The sequence below is a fragment of the Marinomonas foliarum genome, assembly GCF_003337275.1.
Classification (GTDB): Bacteria; Pseudomonadota; Gammaproteobacteria; order Pseudomonadales; family Marinomonadaceae; genus Marinomonas; species Marinomonas foliarum.
In genome coordinates this window covers 151,478-170,183 of the sequence record NZ_QPJQ01000004.1, presented here as the reverse complement: position 1 = coordinate 170,183, position 18,706 = coordinate 151,478, and the positions used below count along the sequence as shown (strand labels likewise).

The window sequence follows — 18,706 nt, the reverse complement described above, 5'->3', positions numbered from 1 at the left end:
CGGTATCGGCGAAGGAAAGCTGATTCATGTCATTCGGTCTTGAGGTAATGGTCAGATCGGCATTGTCTCATATTGGGGACTTAATCGCAGTTTCCCTAAGGTGTTGGCTTGTCACGTGGTAAAAGCTGATGCTCTATCTGGCGCCATTAAAACCATGATTGATGATGACATGGGCAAACACCCAGTGCCGACGATTGGTGGCTGTACATTAATGGCAACATACATGGGCGACAAGATTATGCTTGAAGACGAAAACGGTCGTGTTGCTAACGTGACTATTGCTGACGTTAAACAATCCAACGGTGTGATTCATGTAATTGATACTGTGCTTTTGCCTAAGCAATAAGCGAGTACTAAAGCGCAGATCTAGCCCAAAAACCTGTATTTAACTAATAAGGTCGGCTGGCTAAACGATGAAACCAGTATCTTTACCCCTTTAGATACTGGTTTCATCGTTTCTTAAGGTCAGAACTTCATAACCCGTGTCTGTGACTAAGATGGTGTGCTCCCATTGAGCGGAGAGTTTTTTATCAGCCGTCACAACCGTCCAGCCGTCTTTTTTTGTCTTGGTCTTGGCTTTCCCTTGGTTGATCATGGGTTCGATGGTGAAAGTCATGCCTTCTTTCAGTGTCATTCCTGTTCCGGTTTTGCCGTAATGCAGAACTTGTGGTTCTTCATGCATTTCTCGACCAATGCCATGACCACAGTATTCTTTTACAACAGAGTAACCTTTGCTTTCTGCTAGGGTTTGGATCGCTGCGCCAATATCCCCTAAGGTAGCACCAGGTTTTACTTTTTTGATCCCAGCCCACATTGCCTCGTAGGTAGTTTTTACTAAGCGTTTGGCAATAGGGTTTGCGTCGCTCATGACATACATTTTGCTGGAATCGGCGATAAAGCCGTTTTTCTCAAGTGTGATATCTAGATTGACGATATCTTTTGCTTTGAGTTTATGGCTGTCGTTAGGAACGCCATGACAAACTACCTCGTTTATTGAAGAGTTCAAGGAGAAGCCGTAATCGTATTGCCCTAGGCTTGCGGGTCTTGCGTTCAGTTCATTACGAATAAAGTCTTCTACTTTATCGTTGATTTCTAAAGTCGATACACCTTCTTTGACGAAGTCATCGAGCATATGAAATACGCTGGCCAGTAACTTGCCAGACTCACGCATGAATTCGATTTCTGTTGGCGTTTTAATATGAACTTGCATGCTACTTCACCGCTTTGAGTGGTGTTTCAGCATTTGCACTGGCCAGTTCGTTGGCAATCAACTCGGAAAAGGTGAGGCTGGGGTTGAGTTCGGCTAAGCGCCCCATTTTCATCCAGAATTCGGCTTGTGCATTGATAGAGCGCGACATGACATGGCAACTTTTGCGAATGTCGTCGTGAAGTTCGTCGGAGATTTTAATAATACCCATGAGATTTGATCCATATATAAAATGTATATGGATCATATATTCACGGTTTGGTTTTTTCAAGCGCTATTTATTGATTAGCTTTTAGTAAGGCTGGCTTGTCAGAAATCTGAATGAGACGGCATAGGGTTAGTTTAAAAGCTCATTTGAATAGCCGTACGATGACATTCTTCTAACTCCGGTTTCTGTAACCAGAACTTGCTCTTCTAACTTAACACCTTCTTCACCGTATTCACGGCCAATGTAGGATTCAACACATAGTGTCATGCCGGGTTGAATAATGCCGTCATAACCCACTTCATCCCAGTCCATATTGTGGGAAATGATAGGCCATTCCCCCGTCATCCCGCAGCCATGCACTACGGCCAGATAACGGTTTTTTTGGTATTCTTTTGGGATTTTCCACGCTTTTTGTGAGTACTCTTTAAAACTCATTCCTGGTTTCATTAGCGCAATATTGGTTTCTAGTTCTTCACTAGATAGCTGATATAGCGCCTTTTGAGTCGGTGTGGCTTCTTTGCCTGGAATGACGAAGGTGCGCGAAAAGTCAGTGTAGTAGCCAAAAATACCAACTGTATCGGTATCAAAAGCCACCAGTTCACCTGCATTCATGATTTTATCTGAGCACTCTTGGAACCATGGATTAGTGCGGTCACCAGAGGCAAATAATCGAGTTTCTGCATACTCGCCACCTGTCGCGAGTACTTCTTTGTTAAATACGGCCCATGCTTCGTTTTCTGTAATGCCTGGCTTAAGGTAACCCTCGAGAACAGACATGGCTCTCTCTGTTAAAGTCACCGAACGAGCGATAAGTGTAAGCTCATCCAAGCTTTTAATAGACTTAGCTACTTCAATAGGGCGAGAAGCATCTATTACGTCAAATCCCGCTTTAATCGTATCAGCTAATAATTCTGTTGGTGCTGATTCAATACCAATACGTCCGAAGTTTTGTGTAGATCGGCTCAGAATATCTTTCAGAGAAGTAATAAAGCTTTGTACATGGCGATGAGAATGATCTCCGCTGTGTAGTGGCATGATAGGACTGGCTGGATGCACCTCATCCAGTGTCACGACACCTTCTGTTAAATGGGCGCATGAGCGATACTCAAACAAAGCCACTGGGCCTTCTGCGGGCACAATTAAGTAACGAGCAGGGTTGCGTTGAGAATACACCTGCATGTTACGAACACCACAAGCGTAGCGAATATTAATTGGTTCAAATAGCACCACGGCATCAAGTTTGAAGTTAATTATTTGTTCTCTTAGTCGATTTAGTCGGTACATAGCGACACGGTCTTCTAAGTCTTTATCGATTACTTGATTGAAAAAATCGAAAGTTGAGTAGCTCATTTTTGAGATATGCCTTTTGAATTGTAATGGTTTTAAAGTATTAAAAGTTTTGCACTTGACTGAATTTAGCCAGCTAAACCGTCTTCCCTTGTTTCTTGCTCTGCCTTGATGTGAGCCTCAGTTACCCGCCCATAAACGTCTTTCGTACGTTTGATTTTGCCGATCATGCCTGGTTTCTCGGCATAGCCAAACAGGGCGCATAATCTAGTGCCTTTGCATGATGCAACACGGTGCATAGAGAAGCGGCCTTTAAACATTTGTAGGTCGCCTGTGTTCAGTGTTAGTGATTTCACTTTAGTAAGATCACCATCGAGAATGTTTTGCACTTCTGGGTAGTTTTCGTTACCTGGCTGACGAAGCCCAGGAGAATACTGAAATTCGCCGCCTTCTTCTGGGCGACGAGTCATCAAGCTGACAATGAATTCATTCGTATCATAATGCCAAGGCAATGATGTATTTTCTGGCATTGCATTAATCACTAGGCCCGCGATGGGATCTGCATATTCATAAATCTTGTCTTTACCCAAACATTCAGCAATAAACTCTTGGAAAATAGTATTCTGATAAAGTTGTTTAATGATCATTTCTTCTGGTAGAAGATCTTTTGCAACAAAACCATTGCTAAACTGTTGGTATCGGTTAACCGGATGGCTTTCGCCTAATTCTGGATTGCCTTCAGTGGCATAAGGCGTCACTTTATTTTCGTGATAGTGGGCTAAATGGGAGACATCTTCACTCTGCTTTCTAATTAACTCGATTTTATCTTCACGAATGAAGTTGGGTAAGTGAGCACAGCCATCACTTTCAAGCTGTTGCTGGCAAGCAAGTACCGCTTGTTTATAGGCCGCCGACTCTTTGTCATTTAGCGGGTAGTCAGACATATTTATCATCTGGACAAGGCTGTCTAATTCATGTTGCGTATTTTGATCTTGATTGTTTGTAGGGTTCATAATAAAAAATCCTTTAATTTCATATAGGTGTCATTTTATTAAGGAAAGAACTTGTTCGTACCTTCCTTCATGTCTTCGCTTTATTTTTCCCAGTCTTAGAAAAACACAAACGTAATAAGAAAATTTGCGCACATATCGCAATAATCATTCCCAAGAAACCACCGATGGTTGATACCAATTTCAGACCATCCAAACCGCTATTGATTGTCATAATGCAGGCCAATAGAGCAATGATTCCGCCCCATACTAATTTAATAAATAGTGGTGATTTTGGTTCCTCACCCTGTTCATTAGAGGACTCAACACATGTTCCAGCTATGGCATCAATAGCCGAATCTGATGCAGTTACATAAGACACGAAGGACATAATTAGGAAAAATGCAATGAAGAAAATAGAACCAGGGAGATCTTGCATTAGCTCCCAAATTATTGCACCTGGACCTTTTTGGTTTAGCGTATCAGATAAGACATTATTGGCTGTTAGCTCAAGGTAAATAGAGTAGCCTCCAAAAATAGAACACCAGAACAGTACAAAAATGGAAGGCATTGCCACATTGAAAATTAGGAACTCTTTGACAGTGTAGCCGCGTGAGATTTTACCAAGAAAAATTGCGACTATTGGTGCCCATGCATACCAAGCTGCCCAGAAAAAGACAGTCCAATCTTTTGGCCAAGAATCTTCTACAACAACACCTGTATCTAGGCTCCAGCTCACAAAGTTTGAAAGGTACATGGAAAGGCTGTCGAGCCCTGCATGAGCGATGAAGCTAGTAGGGCCAAAAACTAAAACGAGCAGTGAGAAAACGATAAATGCTTTCGCATTCCAGCTGGATAAGAAGGCAATTCCTTTGTGTAGGCCGGATGCAGCAGACAAAGCGGAAGCCACCATCACTAAGGCGGCAATCAGAGCGAGTGCTGTGGTGCCTATGTTAGTGTCAAAAAGCGCGTTGATCCCACCTTCAAGCATTAAAATACTAGACCCTAAAGATGTGATCATCCCTGCGACTAACGCAATGAGAGCAAAGGCGTCAATCAACTGTTTTGTTGTTGTTTTTAATTCAACATTACTGCCAACAAACATGGCTGAAGAAATGCTGAAGTCGCGTTTAAAATTATAATAAGCAAGTGCGAATGCTAATGCAGGGATGCTATAGAGAGCGTATGTGGTTAGCGACCAATGCATAAATACGGCGGCCAAACCAAAGACGGCAGACTCTCTTGAAAGTGGTTCTACCCCTAAAAATTTAGGGGGGTAAGTCATATCGATAATAGGTTCGGATGAGGCAAAAAAGAGTAACCCTATAGCAACAGAACTACATAACGTAATCGAAGCCCATTGCCACTTTGTCAAAAGTGGTTTTGCTTCTTTTCCTCCGATTCTCATATCGCCTATTGGAGAGAAGAAAACCACGAAGCAAGTTATGACCAATGAAAAAGCGGAAAGAAGGTACATCCAGCCAAAGTTATCTAACAACCAATGATGTATTACTGAGGTTATTGCTAGGAAGTTTTCATTGTCAAAAAGCGCTAAGTAACTTAGAACTCCTAAAATAGTAAGTGAGGGGTAAAATGTATAAGGCCTAATTCGTAAGTTTCTGTTCATCTCAATCGTCTCTGCTATTTAGTGTGTCCTATTAGCCTAAATAATATTTAGAGGAAAAAAAATAAAGTTGTGATTGAATAAGTCATCATTTTTTTATATTTAAATTGGCTGAGTTTTTTGTAATGGTATAAAATGTATTAATTTTCAATTACTTATGTTTAATTTTGTTTTCGAGGTAAAGTTTTTTTCATGATTTTTTTTGCTTTTTTATGTCGTGATTAGATTGTATATATTTTAAAATAAGGTTTTTATGGAGAGAATAAGTGTGTCATAACAGTCTTGATGCTAAAGAAAACATCATGAAAAAGTATGGTGCACTGTTTTATTTTCATCATTTTATTGAGATTTTTTATGCTAGATATAAAACACTATGAGCTGATATGTGCGATTGATGAGCACAGTTCGTTAAAAGATGCAGCCTCGGCGCTTGGGTTGACGCAACCGGCAGCTACTTATCGTTTACAGGAAATAGAAAAGCGATTAACAGTAAATATTTATGATAAAAGAGGGAGAAAACTCGTACTTTTGCCATCAGGCGAGAGACTGTTGAAAGCCGCTAAGTTGTTGTTACCTTTTGTCCGTAAAGTAGAAACAGAAGCGGTAATGTTGGGACGGTCAGATAGCTATATTAGGTGGGGTGTTAGTGCCTACGACACCTTTGACACCATTCTACAATACCTTCCTGAGACCTCTTTTGATAAGTTGGATATCAACAGATACAGCACATCCAATCTTGTGAATGCGCTTTTCGAAAGAGAAGTGGATTTTATTATCGATACGACTCCAGTCAATACGAAAGACTTTCATTGCGAAAAAATCTTTGATGATGAGCTGTTGCTTACGATTAATCATAAGCATCCTCTAAATACTACTAAACATTTCAGTATCGAAAAAATTGCAGAATACCCATACCTTACCTACAGTCGAGCCCATCAGCCGGATATGGAGTTTGACATAATCTTCAGACCAAATAATTGCAGTCCTAAGACTATCAGGGAAGCAGACTCTGTTTCATTAATATTAAAAATTCTATCTATGAATCAACAATATGTAACGTTTTTATCCGCTTGGGCAGCTAAAAACTCAGCTTTCGAAAATATCACAACCTTAAAAAATGCAGCTTATTCAGCCCCTTGTACTTGGTACATTATTTATCATCAGTCAGTAGAGAACCGACCTGAAATAAGAGAGGTTATCAGCGCATTACAAACGATTGCTGAGATTAGATAGCCAAGCCTTCGAGACAACAAAATCGCCCCCCTTTTTATAAGATAAGAGGGAGCAATTTTTGGTAATTGAGTTTTTTATCTAATTTTAAAACAAGTCTCGGATTAGCTTAATACCAGCTTCTTGACCACCTTTGTTGTATGCATCCAATAATGCTGAACCAAGAATAGCGATGTCAGCTTTGCCAATCAGTTGCTCTATCTGAGCGCGTTCACGCAGGCCAAAACCGACGCCCATTGGTGCGCTGGCGTGTTGTTTTATTTGCGCCAAATACTCATCAAGTGAGGTCTGCTTGGCTTTTCCTTCATGGACAGAATGGCCTGTAACACCAGAGCGCGCCACGCAATATAAGAAACCGCTGGCTTGACTGGCTAACATGGCTAAGCGATCTGGTGGCGTCACTGGTGTCACCAACCAAACTGGATCGATACCGCTGGTTTTACAAGCCGCTTGATAGGTCGCTGCTTGTTCAATCGGCAAGTCTGGAAGGATCAAGCCTAGAATATTTTCTTCAGCCGCACGCTTGGCGAGTTTGTCTAAACCAAAGCGATACATTGGGTTTAGATAGCTCATTAACACGATGCGGCTGTCAGGGAAGTTTTTCGCGAGCTTGCCTAGTTGAGATAAGCAGGTTTCTACATTTAAATCTTGCTCTAATGCTTTATGACAAGCCGCAACGATACTTGGGCCATCGGCGACAGGGTCGGAAAAAGGAAATTGCACCTCGATAAAATCGACGCCTTCCTGCATTAACCTTTCCATCCAGCTCAAGCTTTCTTCTACACTTGGGTAGCCATAAACTACATGGGTCATGGACAAAATCGGCTTTTGCTGGCGTTTTTCTGCAATAAAGGTGGCTAACTGGCTCATGCGTTTTGCTCCTCATTGTCGGCGTGATTAGTTGGATAAGCCGCAAGGTAATCGGTTAAAAACTGTGGGAAGGTTTCGTCCTGCACGGCTTTCGCTACGTTAAAGATGTCTTTGTCGCCACGACCAGAAAGGTTGATGACGATCTTTGAATCTTTCGGCAAGTTTGGCGCGTCTTTAAAGGCACCCGCTAAAGCATGGGAAGATTCTAGCGCAGGGATTATGCCTTCTTTTTTCAGTAATAAGGTGCAAGCGGCAATCACGTCATCGTCCATGGCATAGGTCATGTTAATGCGACCCGTTTCGGCCAAATGGGCAATGATAGGCGAAACGCCAACATAGTCTAAGCCAGCTGCAATAGAGTGGGTTTCTTGTAGTTGTCCTGCATCATCTTGCAGGAACATAGTTGCAAAGCCTTGGGCGATACCTGGCTGTCCAAGATTATGAGATAAGCGAATAGAGTGTTCGCCAAGCTCTAAACCTTTGCCGCCAGCTTCAACGCCGACCATTTCCACTTCTTTGTCATCAAGGAAAGGTAGGAATAAACCGCAAGCGTTCGAACCACCACCAACACAAGCGTATAAGCGATCTGGAAATTGACCGAATTGTGCAACGCTTTGTTCTCGTACTTCATTGCCAATAACAGATTGAAAGTAGGCCACCATTTCAGGAAAAGGCGCGCAACCACAAGAGGTGCCGATTAGGTAGTGGCTTTCTTCGTGGCTAGAAGACCAGTCACGAAGGGCCTCGTCTAAGGCATCACGTAAAGTTTGTGCGCCAGTGGTAACAGGCACAACGGTTGCGCCAAGCTGTTTCATCCAGAATACGTTCGGGTATTGGCGTTCAATGTCTTTCGCGCCCATGTAAATGGTACATTCCAGTCCTAAACGCGCTGCAACAAGCGCCGTAGCAATACCATGCTGACCCGCACCTGTTTCGGCAATAACGCGCTTTTTGCCCATACGTTTGACCAATAACCCTTGGCCAATTACGTTGTTCATCTTGTGTGCGCCACTGTGATTTAAGTCTTCGCGCTTCAGATAAATTTGTGCGCCACCAAAGTGTTCGGTCAAGTTCGCACAAAACGTAAGAGGAGTAGGGCGGCCAGAAAACTGCTGCCATTGTTGGTTTAGCTCAGCGAGAAACTCAGGATCGTTTTTGGCTTCTTCGAACGCATGTAAAATTTGCTGTTGGCTCGAATAAAGAATTTCAGGAATATAGCTACCGCCGTATTGCCCGTAGAAACCGTTCTCGCTTTGCATGACTTGCTCCTAAAATTGCTATTTTTTCTCTATTAAATTAACTATACCGTTTAGTTAATTTAATGCAGCATTGATTAGTCGTCAAGTGTATTTTTTTGGCTAAGTTGTGCTTTTACATTTTTGATGGAATTTCTGCGCTTTATTGATTGTTCTGAGTGATTGGTAAGTAACGGGTTAATGTTCAATTTACTGCTACAATTTGAGTAAGCTAATTTCTTTGTAGTAGGACTTTTATGATTAAACCTGACATCCCAAAAAATGAAGCTGAACGATTGCATGCATTAAGAGCGTTGCGAATTCTTGATACCTCTCACGAAGAACGATTTGATCGCATCACTCGGATGGCTAAGCGAATGTTTAGTGTATCTATCTCGTTGATTAGTCTGATAGATGAAAGCCGTCAATGGTTTAAATCACGACAAGGGCTTGAGGCGAGTGAAACACAGCGAGATGTTTCGTTTTGTGGCCATGCTATTCATCAGGATGGTTTGTTTATCATTACCGATGCGTCAATTGACGAACGATTTTTTGATAACCCGCTTGTTACCGATGCGCCGAATATTCGTTTTTATGCAGGCTACCCTTTGAAACTTCGTCAAGGAATTAATATCGGTACTTTGTGTATCATAGATAGCAAGCCAAGGGTATTTGATGAAGAAGATCAGTTATTACTGAAAGACTTAGGCACGATCATTGAGCAGGAAATTCAATCGATTCAGCTTGCGACCTTGGACGAACTGACACTGATATCTAATCGACGTGGCTTTATGACTATGGTCAACCAGATGCTTAAAGCGTGTCAGCGCGATAAAAAAACAATGTTTTTTGTCGTCTTTGATCTTAATAAATTTAAAGCGATAAATGATGATTATGGTCATCATGAAGGTGATTTTGTTTTGGCTAAGTTTGCTCAGATAATGCTTGAGTCATTTAGTGAATATGATGTGATTGGGCGCTTAGGTGGGGATGAATTTGTTGCTATGTTGAGTGACCGTACGGCCGAAGAGATTGCTGTGTTTTTAGAGCGCTTTGCGGTGTGTGTAGATGAAGTGAATGACAGTTTGAAAAAGCCTTATAGGATTCAATACAGTGCAGGTGTTACCCATTTCCCGCATGACACTGACAAATCGATTGAAGAGATGATTCAATGTGCCGATGCTGCTATGTATCAGCAGAAGAAAAAAAGGTAGCGTCCCTTTCATAATCTTAATTTGCTATTATCTACCAATGTCGCTTTTTCAAATATAGAAAGCAACGTTACATCAATGGGTTAGAATTCCATTAGATAAAATAACACTTGTTAAGAGGCAGTAATGGCAAGAGGAAGACCCAGTAAGAAAGCCCACATAGTAGAGGCAGCGGGTGGTTTATTTACGAAGCAAGGTTATCAAAGTACCAGTATTGATCAGGTGGTAGTAACAGCTGGTGTGTCTAAGCCGACTGTTTACAGTAATTTTCCAACTAAGCTGGTGCTGTGGGAAATGGTGTTAATCTCATTAACAGAGCAAGCGCAAGATGAGATGCAAAAAACGTTGATGCATCTGCAATCGAAAAAAGGGCTATCGCTAATTGCTGGCTGGATCTTGCTTTGGGAAGCCTGGGTTAATAAAGCGGAACGCCTTGCTGTGTACCGTATTTTGCTTGGTGAACAACATAAGATGCTTCCATCGACATTTGTTTTGTTTGCTGACTTTGAAGCTGTTTTAGAATCTATTTTGTCAGCGTGGATTGCTGAGTTTTCAGTATCGCCAATGAATTTTTTTACGTTGAAAGCGGTTAGTAAAGAGGCTCTTTTAACGCCGGCACTGATGAAACAAGCAGTGATGACTAAGACAGATCTAGAAAGTCAGCTTGATGCTCTGTTAGTTGATTCAAGCAGTACAAAAAAAGCCAAATAGAAAAACTATTTGGCTTTTTATTCGAACTCAACTAGGTCGAGTTTTGTTGTTAAGCAACAACGCTTTCTTCTTCCGTTACTTCTTCAACACGGCCTTTTTCAGCCCAATACATGATGCATATTGCTAGTGATCCCATGATCACAAAGCCGCCTGAAATGGGCATTAGAGTATTGTTGTACATTTGACCTATGATGGTGCCAATTCCCATCGACATGATTGCCGATACCGAGCCAATAACCGCAGAGGCAATGCCTGCTACGTGACCCATTGGTTCCATTGCAAGGGAGTTGACGTTACCGAACAACAAGCCAAAGCAGAAGAACAAAACCGACGCATATACCAAGAACATCCATAAGCTGATCGTTACAAAAGCATGTAGGGCAAAGAATGCAATCGAGGCGATAACAACGACGCAAATAGCACGAAAGGCAATGTATTTGGCTCCGTGTTTTTCCACGATGCGTGAATTAATTAGTGAAGAAAAGCCAAGTACCAAAGCCAACAAACCAAAGTAAAGTGCGAATAAATTCCCCGTCTTAAATTGCACCTGAAAAATTTGTTGTGAAGAATTCAAGTAGCCAATGAAACTACCGAAAAATAATCCCATGCAAATTGTATAGCTCGCGGTTATGCGGTTTGTGACAACTTCTTTAAACCCTTCTACGAAGCCTTTCTTGGAAAACGGAATTCGATTGGGCTTTGGCAGGGTTTCTTTTAAACGAAAGCCAATCCAAACCATTAAAACAGCAGCATAAGCCAAATAGAGTTCAAAAATACCACGCCAGTCTGAAACAAACATGATGGCTTGACCAAGTGTTGGTGCAATGGCGGGAACCAAAACAAAAATCATCATCACCAACGACATGATGCGAGCCATTTGAGCGCCGTGATACAAATCACGTACTAACGAGATGGCTGAGATATAAGGTCCAGCAACGCCCAAGCCTTGGATAAAGCGACCTAACATGAGCATTTCTAGGCTGTCCGCCTTATAGCAAACCACAGTGCCGACTAAGTAGATCGTAAAGCCACAAAATAAAATAGGACGACGACCTAGAGAATCGGACAAAGGCCCACAGATTAACTGCCCCATTGCTAAACCTAAAAATAACATGCTGATCAGTAGTTGTGGCTGATTCGCGGTAACGGCACCGAGTTCCTTACCTATTATCCCAAGCGCTGGCAGCAAAGCATCAATTGATATTGCTGTTATCGACATTAATAGAGCAACTAAAAGTGTGAACTCCTTCGATCCCATACCGGAAGAAGAAGTATCGTTGTGAGCATTTTCCATATGTTATCCAAAGAAAAAAGGTTGTTTGAAGGGGAGAGCGATGTCGTCCCCTAATAATAGCTGAGTATTATACTCAGGCTTTATAACATCCAGTTTGTCAATATGTGTATAAAATAAGGATTTAGTCTAGGGTGCTTTAGTCTTTGTGCTGTTGTTGTTTTCCCCATAAGATAAGAAAGGAGTTATGTTTTGTTGTATGGGGAACGGGTTATGCATAACAGCGAAAAAGAAAAAATAGAGCTTGAACATCAAGCAGCTAAGCTGTTTATGCGCTGTTATGAGCGTAACACAGGGAAGCATATTCGCCATATATGGCACAATGATCCGATTCGACCTGATGTATCTTGCATGTTGGAAGGCGAGCGATTGGATTTAGAAATTGCGCACTTATATGGCTCTGAAGAAGAGGCAATGGAATTCCTTGGGCGAGATCTTACGCCAATAACCCGCGATGTGTTGCGTGCATTAAAACAAGAGCCAGCGGATGGGCGGCTACTGAGGTCGCTCAATAAGATTTTAGAGAATAAATCGGGTAAGCAATACGATTCGGAACGAGTCTGGTTGGTGATCCGTAATACCCACCCTGCATGGAGCCAAACCGACATCAAGGCGCTGGAGCATATGATTACTATTCCTGTGCCTCATGCGTTCGAGAAGGTTTGGATTCTCGGTGACATAGAGGGAAAAAGTGGTATTGTCCGCCTTTATCCATAAGCTTCGGTAGTCTTTAGGTGCTAGCGAGGTTGCTTATTCTGCGTTTATCTTTTTTCTTTTGATCTTTTGTTTGCTAATTCATCAAGACGTGTCTTTTCTGAATTGTATTTTTTTAGAGCAATCAGTCCAAAAATTAACGCAGCGCAAAAGAAAATAATAGCAAAGGCGCCAAGCGCGACAGTGGCAAGTGAATTCATAAAATTTGTGCTCAATAAAACATTTGTAATGATTATATAAAAAAATGACCACTTTTACAGGAATGTAAAGTGGTCATTTTTTGTTCCGCTTAGGTGAGTGTTGGATTGCTCTAGCGCTGGTGAACGCATTTTCCTGCGGAGTAGGTTGCTTGAATGGCTCGGTCGTCACCAATGGTCATGAAGACGAATAAACTTTCTTCGATGCCTTTGGATAGCGCTAAGCGCGATTTTAGTAACGGCGTGCCTTTTTTGTCTAGAATGACGAAATCCGCTTCGCTACCAACCGCTAAGTTGCCAATTTTATCTTCTAGTCTAAGTGCTCTAGCGCCGCCTAAAGTAGATAAATACAGAGATTTAATCGGGCTAAGGTTCTCGTTTTGCAACTGAATAACCTTGTAGGCTTCGTTCATGGTTTGCAGCATAGAGAAACTTGTACCGCCGCCTACGTCAGTGCCAAGGCCAACGTTGACCTTATGTTCTTCCGCTTTATTGAGTTTGAATAAACCGCTACCGATAAATAGGTTGGACGTTGGGCAAAAGGCAATTGCAGAGCCTGTTTCGTGCAATCTATTATATTCACTGTCGCAAAGGTGGATACCATGAGCAAATACCGAGCGCTCGCTTAGCAGTTTATGTTGGTCATAAACGTCTAAGTAGTTTGTGCTGTTTGGAAACAGTTCTTGAACCCAAGTGCACTCGTCTTTGTTTTCAGATAAGTGAGTATGTAAGTAAACATCATTGTATTCGCTTAATAACTTGCCAGCTAATTGCAACTGTTCGTCTGAACTGGTTGGTGCAAAGCGCGGCGTTATAGCGTAATGCAAACGGCCTTTGTTGTGCCAAGTGTCGATAAGCTCTTTGCTTTCACGGTAGCTGCTCTGTGGCGTATCTGTTAGATAATCTGGTGCGTTGCGATCCATCATGACCTTACCACAAATCATTCGTAAGTTATGGACTTCACTGGCTTCGAAGAAAGCGTCGACAGACACTTTATGGACCGTTCCAAACACTAAAGCGGTGGTTGTGCCGTTGCGTAAAAGCTCCTTCAGAAAGCGGTCTGCAACATCGCGAGCATGAGCTTTGTCGCTGAATTTGCCTTCTTCTGGGAAGGTGTAGGTATTTAGCCAGGTTAATAGTTGTTCACCGTAAGAGCCGATCATATCGGTTTGTGGGTAATGAATGTGTGTATCAATAAAGCCCGGTGTGATGATGGCATCTGGATGGTGTTCAATGGCAGTGTTGTCTGGGAGTGTAGCAAGTAAATCTGCCGCATGTCCTAAAGCATGGATTTTATCGTCTTGAATGACTAATAAGCCATCTTCAAAGTATTCGTAAGCAGCATCGACACCCACGTCTTTTGGGTCAGCAATGCAGTGAATGATGGCGGAGCGCCACGCTTTCAAATGGCTCATATATCTCTCTTAAGTGTTTTCAAAAGGATTTAAATTATAAAGTTTGACCGAATGGTTATACTTTAGCAGGTCTTTTTTGTACTTTCATTAAACCTTAGATGTTGATTTTAGAAACCAGCCCATTGTTAACCGACTTAGTACTACTAAAATAACGCCGAGTGCATTGGCATAGAAGTCCATCCATTCAGCATAACGATTCACATACGGCTGAATCAGCTCAATGGTACCGCCAGATAATATGATAAACACAGAGAATAAAATAAAACGCTTATTGGGTCCAAAAGCACATAGCAACGCCCAGCCACCAAAGCCAAGGATATGGTGGAGTTTGTCTGTACCGGGGGCGGAGGGAAGTTGATCGACAGGTGTTAGGGTGGCAAAGCAAATAACCAGTGCCCCCAAAACAAAACCGGCAGCTTGTGCTGCCGGTGAGGTGAGCCTTTTAATCATCGTAAGATGCGTGCTCGAATGTTTTTGCCTTTGATTTTTTTGTTCTCGAATTCTTTTACTACGTTTTTTGCGACTTCATTGTCGACCGATACGTAAGCATGAAAATCAAAAATATCGATTTTACCGACTTGTGATTTATCCAATCCAAGACCTGCGGTTAGAGCGCCAAGGATGTCACCTGGACGAAGCTTATTTTTACGACCAGCATCAAAAGATATCGTAGTCTTTTGTGGAATCAAGCGGTAATGAAGATCGATCTCTCCAAGCTCAATGAAATTCGCTGTGGTGTTGAAGCGGGTTTCAATATCACGCACTTTGTAATCGTCTTTTGAAGTGACAAGGTTGACTGCATTGCCAGCGGCTCCTGCACGGCCTGTTCGACCAATGCGGTGAGTGTGAACATCGGTATCACGAGTAGTGTCATAATTAACCACGAGGTCAATTTCTTTGACATCAATACCACGAGCCGCCACATCAGTCGCCACTAATACACAGCTACTTTGGTTGCTGAAACGAACCAGCACTTGATCGCGCTGTCTTTGTTCAAGGTCGCCATGAATGGCTTGAGCGGCTACTTTGTGGTCGGCTAACCAATCCGCAACCACTTGGCATTCCGCTTTGGTGTTACAGAAGACAATGGCTTGGCGGGGCTCAAAATGTTGCAGCGCTGCTAATAAGGTTTCGCATTTGTCTTTATTTTCGCTACGAACAAAAAACTGTTCTATATTTGGTTTAAGGTCTTCTTGAACTTCGACCTTTATGCTGACAGGGTTGTTTTGAAATTCAGCACTAATCGCTTCGATGCCATCGCCGTAAGTTGCCGAGAATAAAAGTGTTTGACGGTTGCTTGGGGTTAGTTCAACGACTTCACGAATGCTGTCTACGAATCCCATGTCTAACATGCGATCTGCTTCGTCTAACACTAGGGTGTTAAGGGCATTCAATTTTAGTGTGCCTTTGCGAAGGTGCTCCATCAAACGCCCTGGAGTGCCTACAACGATATGAGCGCCATGTTCCAATGAGCCGATTTGCGGGCCAAATGGCATGCCTCCACATAGGCTTAGAACTTTTATGTTGTCTTGAAAACGAGCGACTTTTCGAATTTCTTTTGACACTTGATCTGCCAACTCGCGAGTTGGGCACATAACAAGAGCTTGAACACCAAAAAAACGAGGATTAATTTTTAGTAAAAGGCCAATTGCGAAGGCTAACGTTTTACCACTGCCTGTTTGAGCTTGCGCTAGGATATCTTTACCATCAATGATCGCAGGCAAACTCTGCTCTTGAATGGGTGTGAATTCGGTAAAACCCATGTCTGAAAGCAGGGATGTTAGCTTAGTTGGAAAAAGGGTGTTTAAGGTGTGATTAAATTGGGTCACAAAAGGCCTGTCTATTAGGAAAAATAATAAACAAATAATACCAGAAAATGCAGCTAAATACTTTGCTTCGCTAATTATTCCGTGTTGGTGATATTATTTTTAGGTAAAGTAAGCGCTTATAAAGCGGATGCGGTATTAAAGGGTATTTTGTTTACGGGCTACTGGCGAGTCAATAATGGCTGATTCAAGGGATAAAGTGAAAATTAAAAATCTGCATTACATTGTTTTTATTACTGTTTTTTTGTCAGGCATACTCGTAAGTGTTGTGCCTTGGAAAGTGAGCCCGATATGGGTATTTGGCTTATTAGCACTCGGCTCATCTTTGTACGCTAAAAAACTCTTATCTGCTTATTCCTCAGCTCTAGCCTACGCCAACAAGCGTATTGAAATAGACGAACTAACGGGTCTGCTAAGTCGTTATCAGATACAGCAAAAGCTCAATGAGCTACTCGTTTTTTGTCAGCAAAAAGATAAAAAATTGGCGGCGATGATTCTGGACTTAGATCATTTTAAGACCATTAACGATGCGTTTGGTCACGAAATAGGCGATAAGTTACTGGTTCAGGTGTCAGAGCGTTTGACGTCTATTGTTCCTGGAAATACTGTGGTTGGGTATTTGGGAGGAGATACGTTTTTAGTCTTGTTAGTGCAAGGCGATGATCAAGAGATGCCCCAACTTAATCTACTATCTAAGGATATTATTCATAAAATAAGTCAAAGCTACTTTGTAGAAGGTTTAACGCTGGATATAGGTTGCTCCATTGGTGTGGCTCTGTACCCAGAATTTGGTTTAGACGCTGTTACATTGATAAAAAATGCTGATATGGCAGTGTATCAAGCGAAAAATTCTGGCCGAGCTACTTATCACTTTTATGATGGCGAAATGGGGCGGCGATTTGCTCGTAATGTGCGTATAGAGACACGATTGCGCCAAGGGTTACAGAAAGAAAATTTAGAGCTACATTTTCAGCCTAAGGTAGATTTAGTTACTGAGTCTTGTGTCGGTATGGAGGCTTTGTTGCGTTGGGAAGATGAAGAGCTTGGTGTTGTTTCCCCAGCTGAATTTATTCCTATTGCAGAGCAGAGTGGCATTATTTTACCTTTAGGTGACTGGGTGTTCGAACAAGCGTTTCGACATATTGTTGAGTGGCAAAGGCAGGGCGTTGCCGTTCCTCCTATTGCTATTAATTGTTCGGCTGCGCAATTAAAACGAGTCGATTTTTTGCCTAAATTATTGGCCTTGCTAGATAAATATAAAGTGGACCCCACACTGCTTGAAATTGAAGTGACAGAATCGATTCTTATTGAAGACCCAGAAGGCTGTGCAGAGCTTCTGCGACACCTTAGTCGTCTTGGTATGGCATTAGCAATAGATGACTTTGGTACAGGCTATTCTAGTTTAAGCTACCTGAAAAACCTCCCGTTTGATTCAGTCAAAATAGATCAGGTATTTATTCGTGACATTATGAATGATGAAAGCAATGCCGCTTTAACGAACGGGATTATTCGATTAAGCCATAGTTTAGGCTTGAAAGTTATTGCAGAAGGAATTACTGATGTTGAGCAGCTGGCACTGTTACGAGAGTACGGTTGCGACATTGGGCAAGGTTATTTATTCAGTAAAGCCTTAGGCGCTAAAAACATGGGAAGTGACCCTATTATGATCGCGTTTAATGAATAGGGCTGTGACCACGAATCAACCTATAAAAGCCCCGTAGCGGCCTGATCTAGAGTGATCCGTTACGGGCGACTTTGTTCTTTATCGCTTCCCAAAATTGATTTAGGTTGGGGTTTTGGTTGAACCTAGATCGATACAGGCGTATTTCGAGCGGAATATTCCAATTCTCTTCTCCTGCCAAAGCCACTTTGCCATAGTTTAATGTATCTAGCATGAGACGTTTGGGGATCCAGCCGACACCATAGCCTTCTTTAACCATGGCTTTAATACTCACCGAGTGATAGTTCTCCGATAGTGTTTGTAGCTGAGGGATTTCACGTTGGCGTTGCAGATGATGGTGAATAACAGGCTGCAAGAATGAATTTTCATAATAGCCAATATAGGGCAAAGGTTTACGCTTGGCGCCCGGCAGCGTGAATTTTGGTTCGCCACTGGCATCGGTTGCACTACATGGAATGAGGGTTTCTTGGGCGATAACAATATGATCATACTGTTCGTCATCAAGCGCTCTGATGAAGTTGATGGCAGGGTGCCAATAACACAGCATAATGTCGCATTGCTGATCCATTAAAGAGTTTACGAAATCAATGCCAAGCCAAGAGCTGGACTTCATATTAATGTCGAGCTCCATATCGATTTGTTGGCAAAAAGGTTCTATTACTTCTTTATAAAAACTAAGGAACAAGGTTTGCGTAGTGACAAAACGTATTTGAGACTCTTCTTGCTTACGAATTTCTTGGCAACGCTCTTTCGTATCTCTTAATTGCCTTGTGATGAGCTCTGCACTCTGCAGAAAGACTTCGCCTGCTGGTGTCAATGATAACGGCAAAGTATTACGGTCGATCAAAGTAACGCGCATCTCTTCTTCAAGCAGTTTAATGCGTCGACTGAATGTCGGTTGGGTAACGTTTTGTTCATCTGCCGCGCGTGAAAAGTGACGAGTTTTCGCAAGTGCGATAAAGTCTTCAAGCCATCTTATTTCCATGGAGCCTCCTGACGACCAGAAGACA

19 protein-coding genes are annotated in these 18,706 nt (G+C 42.2%); 6 read left to right on the top strand and 13 right to left on the bottom strand.

Features of this window, described 5'->3' with window-relative positions; translation table 11 throughout:
- Nucleotides 1-100: 100 nt before the first annotated feature.
- A complete protein-coding gene (locus DFP77_RS03630; RefSeq protein ID WP_258861056.1) occupies nucleotides 101-346 on the top strand; it encodes a fasciclin domain-containing protein in 246 nt (81 codons plus the stop codon).
- 90 nt (nucleotides 347-436) lie between these two features.
- On the opposite strand, the gene map is transcribed toward DFP77_RS03630, so the two are convergent.
- The 5 genes from map to DFP77_RS03605 form a co-directional block, all read right to left on the bottom strand.
- The gene (gene map, locus DFP77_RS03625; protein ID WP_114410931.1) at nucleotides 437-1,210 is read right to left on the bottom strand and encodes a type I methionyl aminopeptidase; all 774 of its coding nucleotides are present in this window, start codon (nucleotides 1,208-1,210) and stop codon (nucleotides 437-439) included.
- Nucleotide 1,211: 1 nt separating this feature from the next.
- Nucleotides 1,212-1,418, bottom strand: a complete 207-nt coding sequence (locus DFP77_RS03620) for a ParD-like family protein (RefSeq protein ID WP_114410930.1) — start codon at nucleotides 1,416-1,418, stop codon at nucleotides 1,212-1,214.
- Nucleotides 1,419-1,544: 126 nt separating this feature from the next.
- On the bottom strand, nucleotides 1,545-2,765 hold the full coding sequence (locus DFP77_RS03615) for a M24 family metallopeptidase (RefSeq protein WP_114410929.1): 1,221 nt from the start codon (nucleotides 2,763-2,765) through the stop codon (nucleotides 1,545-1,547).
- A gap of 65 nt (nucleotides 2,766-2,830) precedes the next feature.
- Nucleotides 2,831-3,715: a HalD/BesD family halogenase gene (locus tag DFP77_RS03610; RefSeq protein ID WP_114410928.1), complete on the bottom strand. Its 885-nt coding sequence runs from the start codon at nucleotides 3,713-3,715 to the stop codon at nucleotides 2,831-2,833.
- Nucleotides 3,716-3,782: 67 nt separating this feature from the next.
- Nucleotides 3,783-5,318, bottom strand: a complete 1,536-nt coding sequence (locus DFP77_RS03605; RefSeq protein WP_114410927.1) for a BCCT family transporter — start codon at nucleotides 5,316-5,318, stop codon at nucleotides 3,783-3,785.
- 351 nt (nucleotides 5,319-5,669) lie between these two features.
- On the opposite strand from DFP77_RS03605, the gene DFP77_RS03600 reads away from it, so the two are divergent.
- Nucleotides 5,670-6,548 (top strand): LysR family transcriptional regulator, encoded by an 879-nt coding sequence (locus tag DFP77_RS03600; RefSeq protein ID WP_181858491.1) that lies wholly within the window; start codon nucleotides 5,670-5,672, stop codon nucleotides 6,546-6,548.
- 84 nt (nucleotides 6,549-6,632) lie between these two features.
- Here the strand turns inward: DFP77_RS03600 and trpA are convergent, their stop codons facing one another.
- Both trpA and trpB read right to left on the bottom strand, forming a co-directional pair.
- Nucleotides 6,633-7,415, bottom strand: coding sequence for a tryptophan synthase subunit alpha (gene trpA, locus DFP77_RS03595; RefSeq protein WP_114410925.1), 783 nt, complete (start codon nucleotides 7,413-7,415; stop codon nucleotides 6,633-6,635).
- The gene (trpB, locus tag DFP77_RS03590; protein WP_114410924.1) at nucleotides 7,412-8,674 is read right to left on the bottom strand and encodes a tryptophan synthase subunit beta; all 1,263 of its coding nucleotides are present in this window, start codon (nucleotides 8,672-8,674) and stop codon (nucleotides 7,412-7,414) included. The genes trpA and trpB overlap by 4 nt, the downstream gene beginning before the upstream one ends.
- Nucleotides 8,675-8,907: 233 nt before the next feature.
- On the opposite strand from trpB, the gene DFP77_RS03585 reads away from it, so the two are divergent.
- Together DFP77_RS03585 and DFP77_RS03580 are read left to right on the top strand one after the other, a co-directional pair.
- A complete protein-coding gene (locus DFP77_RS03585) occupies nucleotides 8,908-9,864 on the top strand; it encodes a GGDEF domain-containing protein (RefSeq protein WP_114410923.1) in 957 nt (318 codons plus the stop codon).
- A gap of 123 nt (nucleotides 9,865-9,987) precedes the next feature.
- On the top strand, nucleotides 9,988-10,572 hold the full coding sequence (locus tag DFP77_RS03580) for a TetR/AcrR family transcriptional regulator (protein WP_114410922.1): 585 nt from the start codon (nucleotides 9,988-9,990) through the stop codon (nucleotides 10,570-10,572).
- Between the two features lie 49 nt (nucleotides 10,573-10,621).
- Here DFP77_RS03580 and DFP77_RS03575 read toward each other — a convergent pair whose 3' ends face one another.
- On the bottom strand, nucleotides 10,622-11,866 hold the full coding sequence (locus DFP77_RS03575) for a multidrug effflux MFS transporter (protein ID WP_114410921.1): 1,245 nt from the start codon (nucleotides 11,864-11,866) through the stop codon (nucleotides 10,622-10,624).
- 210 nt (nucleotides 11,867-12,076) lie between these two features.
- Here DFP77_RS03575 and DFP77_RS03570 point away from each other — a divergent pair, with 210 nt between their 5' ends.
- The gene (locus DFP77_RS03570) at nucleotides 12,077-12,580 is read left to right on the top strand and encodes a hypothetical protein (protein ID WP_114410920.1); all 504 of its coding nucleotides are present in this window, start codon (nucleotides 12,077-12,079) and stop codon (nucleotides 12,578-12,580) included.
- Between the two features lie 44 nt (nucleotides 12,581-12,624).
- Here the strand turns inward: DFP77_RS03570 and DFP77_RS19520 are convergent, their stop codons facing one another.
- The 4 genes from DFP77_RS19520 to dbpA all read right to left on the bottom strand — a co-directional run bounded on the left by DFP77_RS19520 (nucleotide 12,625) and on the right by dbpA (nucleotide 16,018).
- Nucleotides 12,625-12,777, bottom strand: a complete 153-nt coding sequence (locus DFP77_RS19520) for a hypothetical protein (RefSeq protein ID WP_181858490.1) — start codon at nucleotides 12,775-12,777, stop codon at nucleotides 12,625-12,627.
- A 110-nt stretch (nucleotides 12,778-12,887) separates the two neighbouring features.
- Nucleotides 12,888-14,189: a guanine deaminase gene (guaD, locus tag DFP77_RS03565; protein ID WP_114410919.1), complete on the bottom strand. Its 1,302-nt coding sequence runs from the start codon at nucleotides 14,187-14,189 to the stop codon at nucleotides 12,888-12,890.
- An 87-nt stretch (nucleotides 14,190-14,276) separates the two neighbouring features.
- On the bottom strand, nucleotides 14,277-14,639 hold the full coding sequence (locus DFP77_RS03560) for a VanZ family protein (protein ID WP_114410918.1): 363 nt from the start codon (nucleotides 14,637-14,639) through the stop codon (nucleotides 14,277-14,279).
- The gene (dbpA, locus tag DFP77_RS03555) at nucleotides 14,636-16,018 is read right to left on the bottom strand and encodes an ATP-dependent RNA helicase DbpA (RefSeq protein ID WP_114410917.1); all 1,383 of its coding nucleotides are present in this window, start codon (nucleotides 16,016-16,018) and stop codon (nucleotides 14,636-14,638) included. Before dbpA ends, DFP77_RS03560 begins: the two co-directional genes overlap by 4 nt.
- Nucleotides 16,019-16,214: 196 nt before the next feature.
- On the opposite strand from dbpA, the gene DFP77_RS03550 reads away from it, so the two are divergent.
- Nucleotides 16,215-17,699, top strand: coding sequence for a putative bifunctional diguanylate cyclase/phosphodiesterase (locus DFP77_RS03550; RefSeq protein WP_181858489.1), 1,485 nt, complete (start codon nucleotides 16,215-16,217; stop codon nucleotides 17,697-17,699).
- Between the two features lie 46 nt (nucleotides 17,700-17,745).
- On the opposite strand, the gene DFP77_RS03545 is transcribed toward DFP77_RS03550, so the two are convergent.
- A complete protein-coding gene (locus DFP77_RS03545) occupies nucleotides 17,746-18,681 on the bottom strand; it encodes a LysR family transcriptional regulator (protein WP_114410915.1) in 936 nt (311 codons plus the stop codon).
- Between the last annotated feature and the right edge of the window lie 25 nt (nucleotides 18,682-18,706).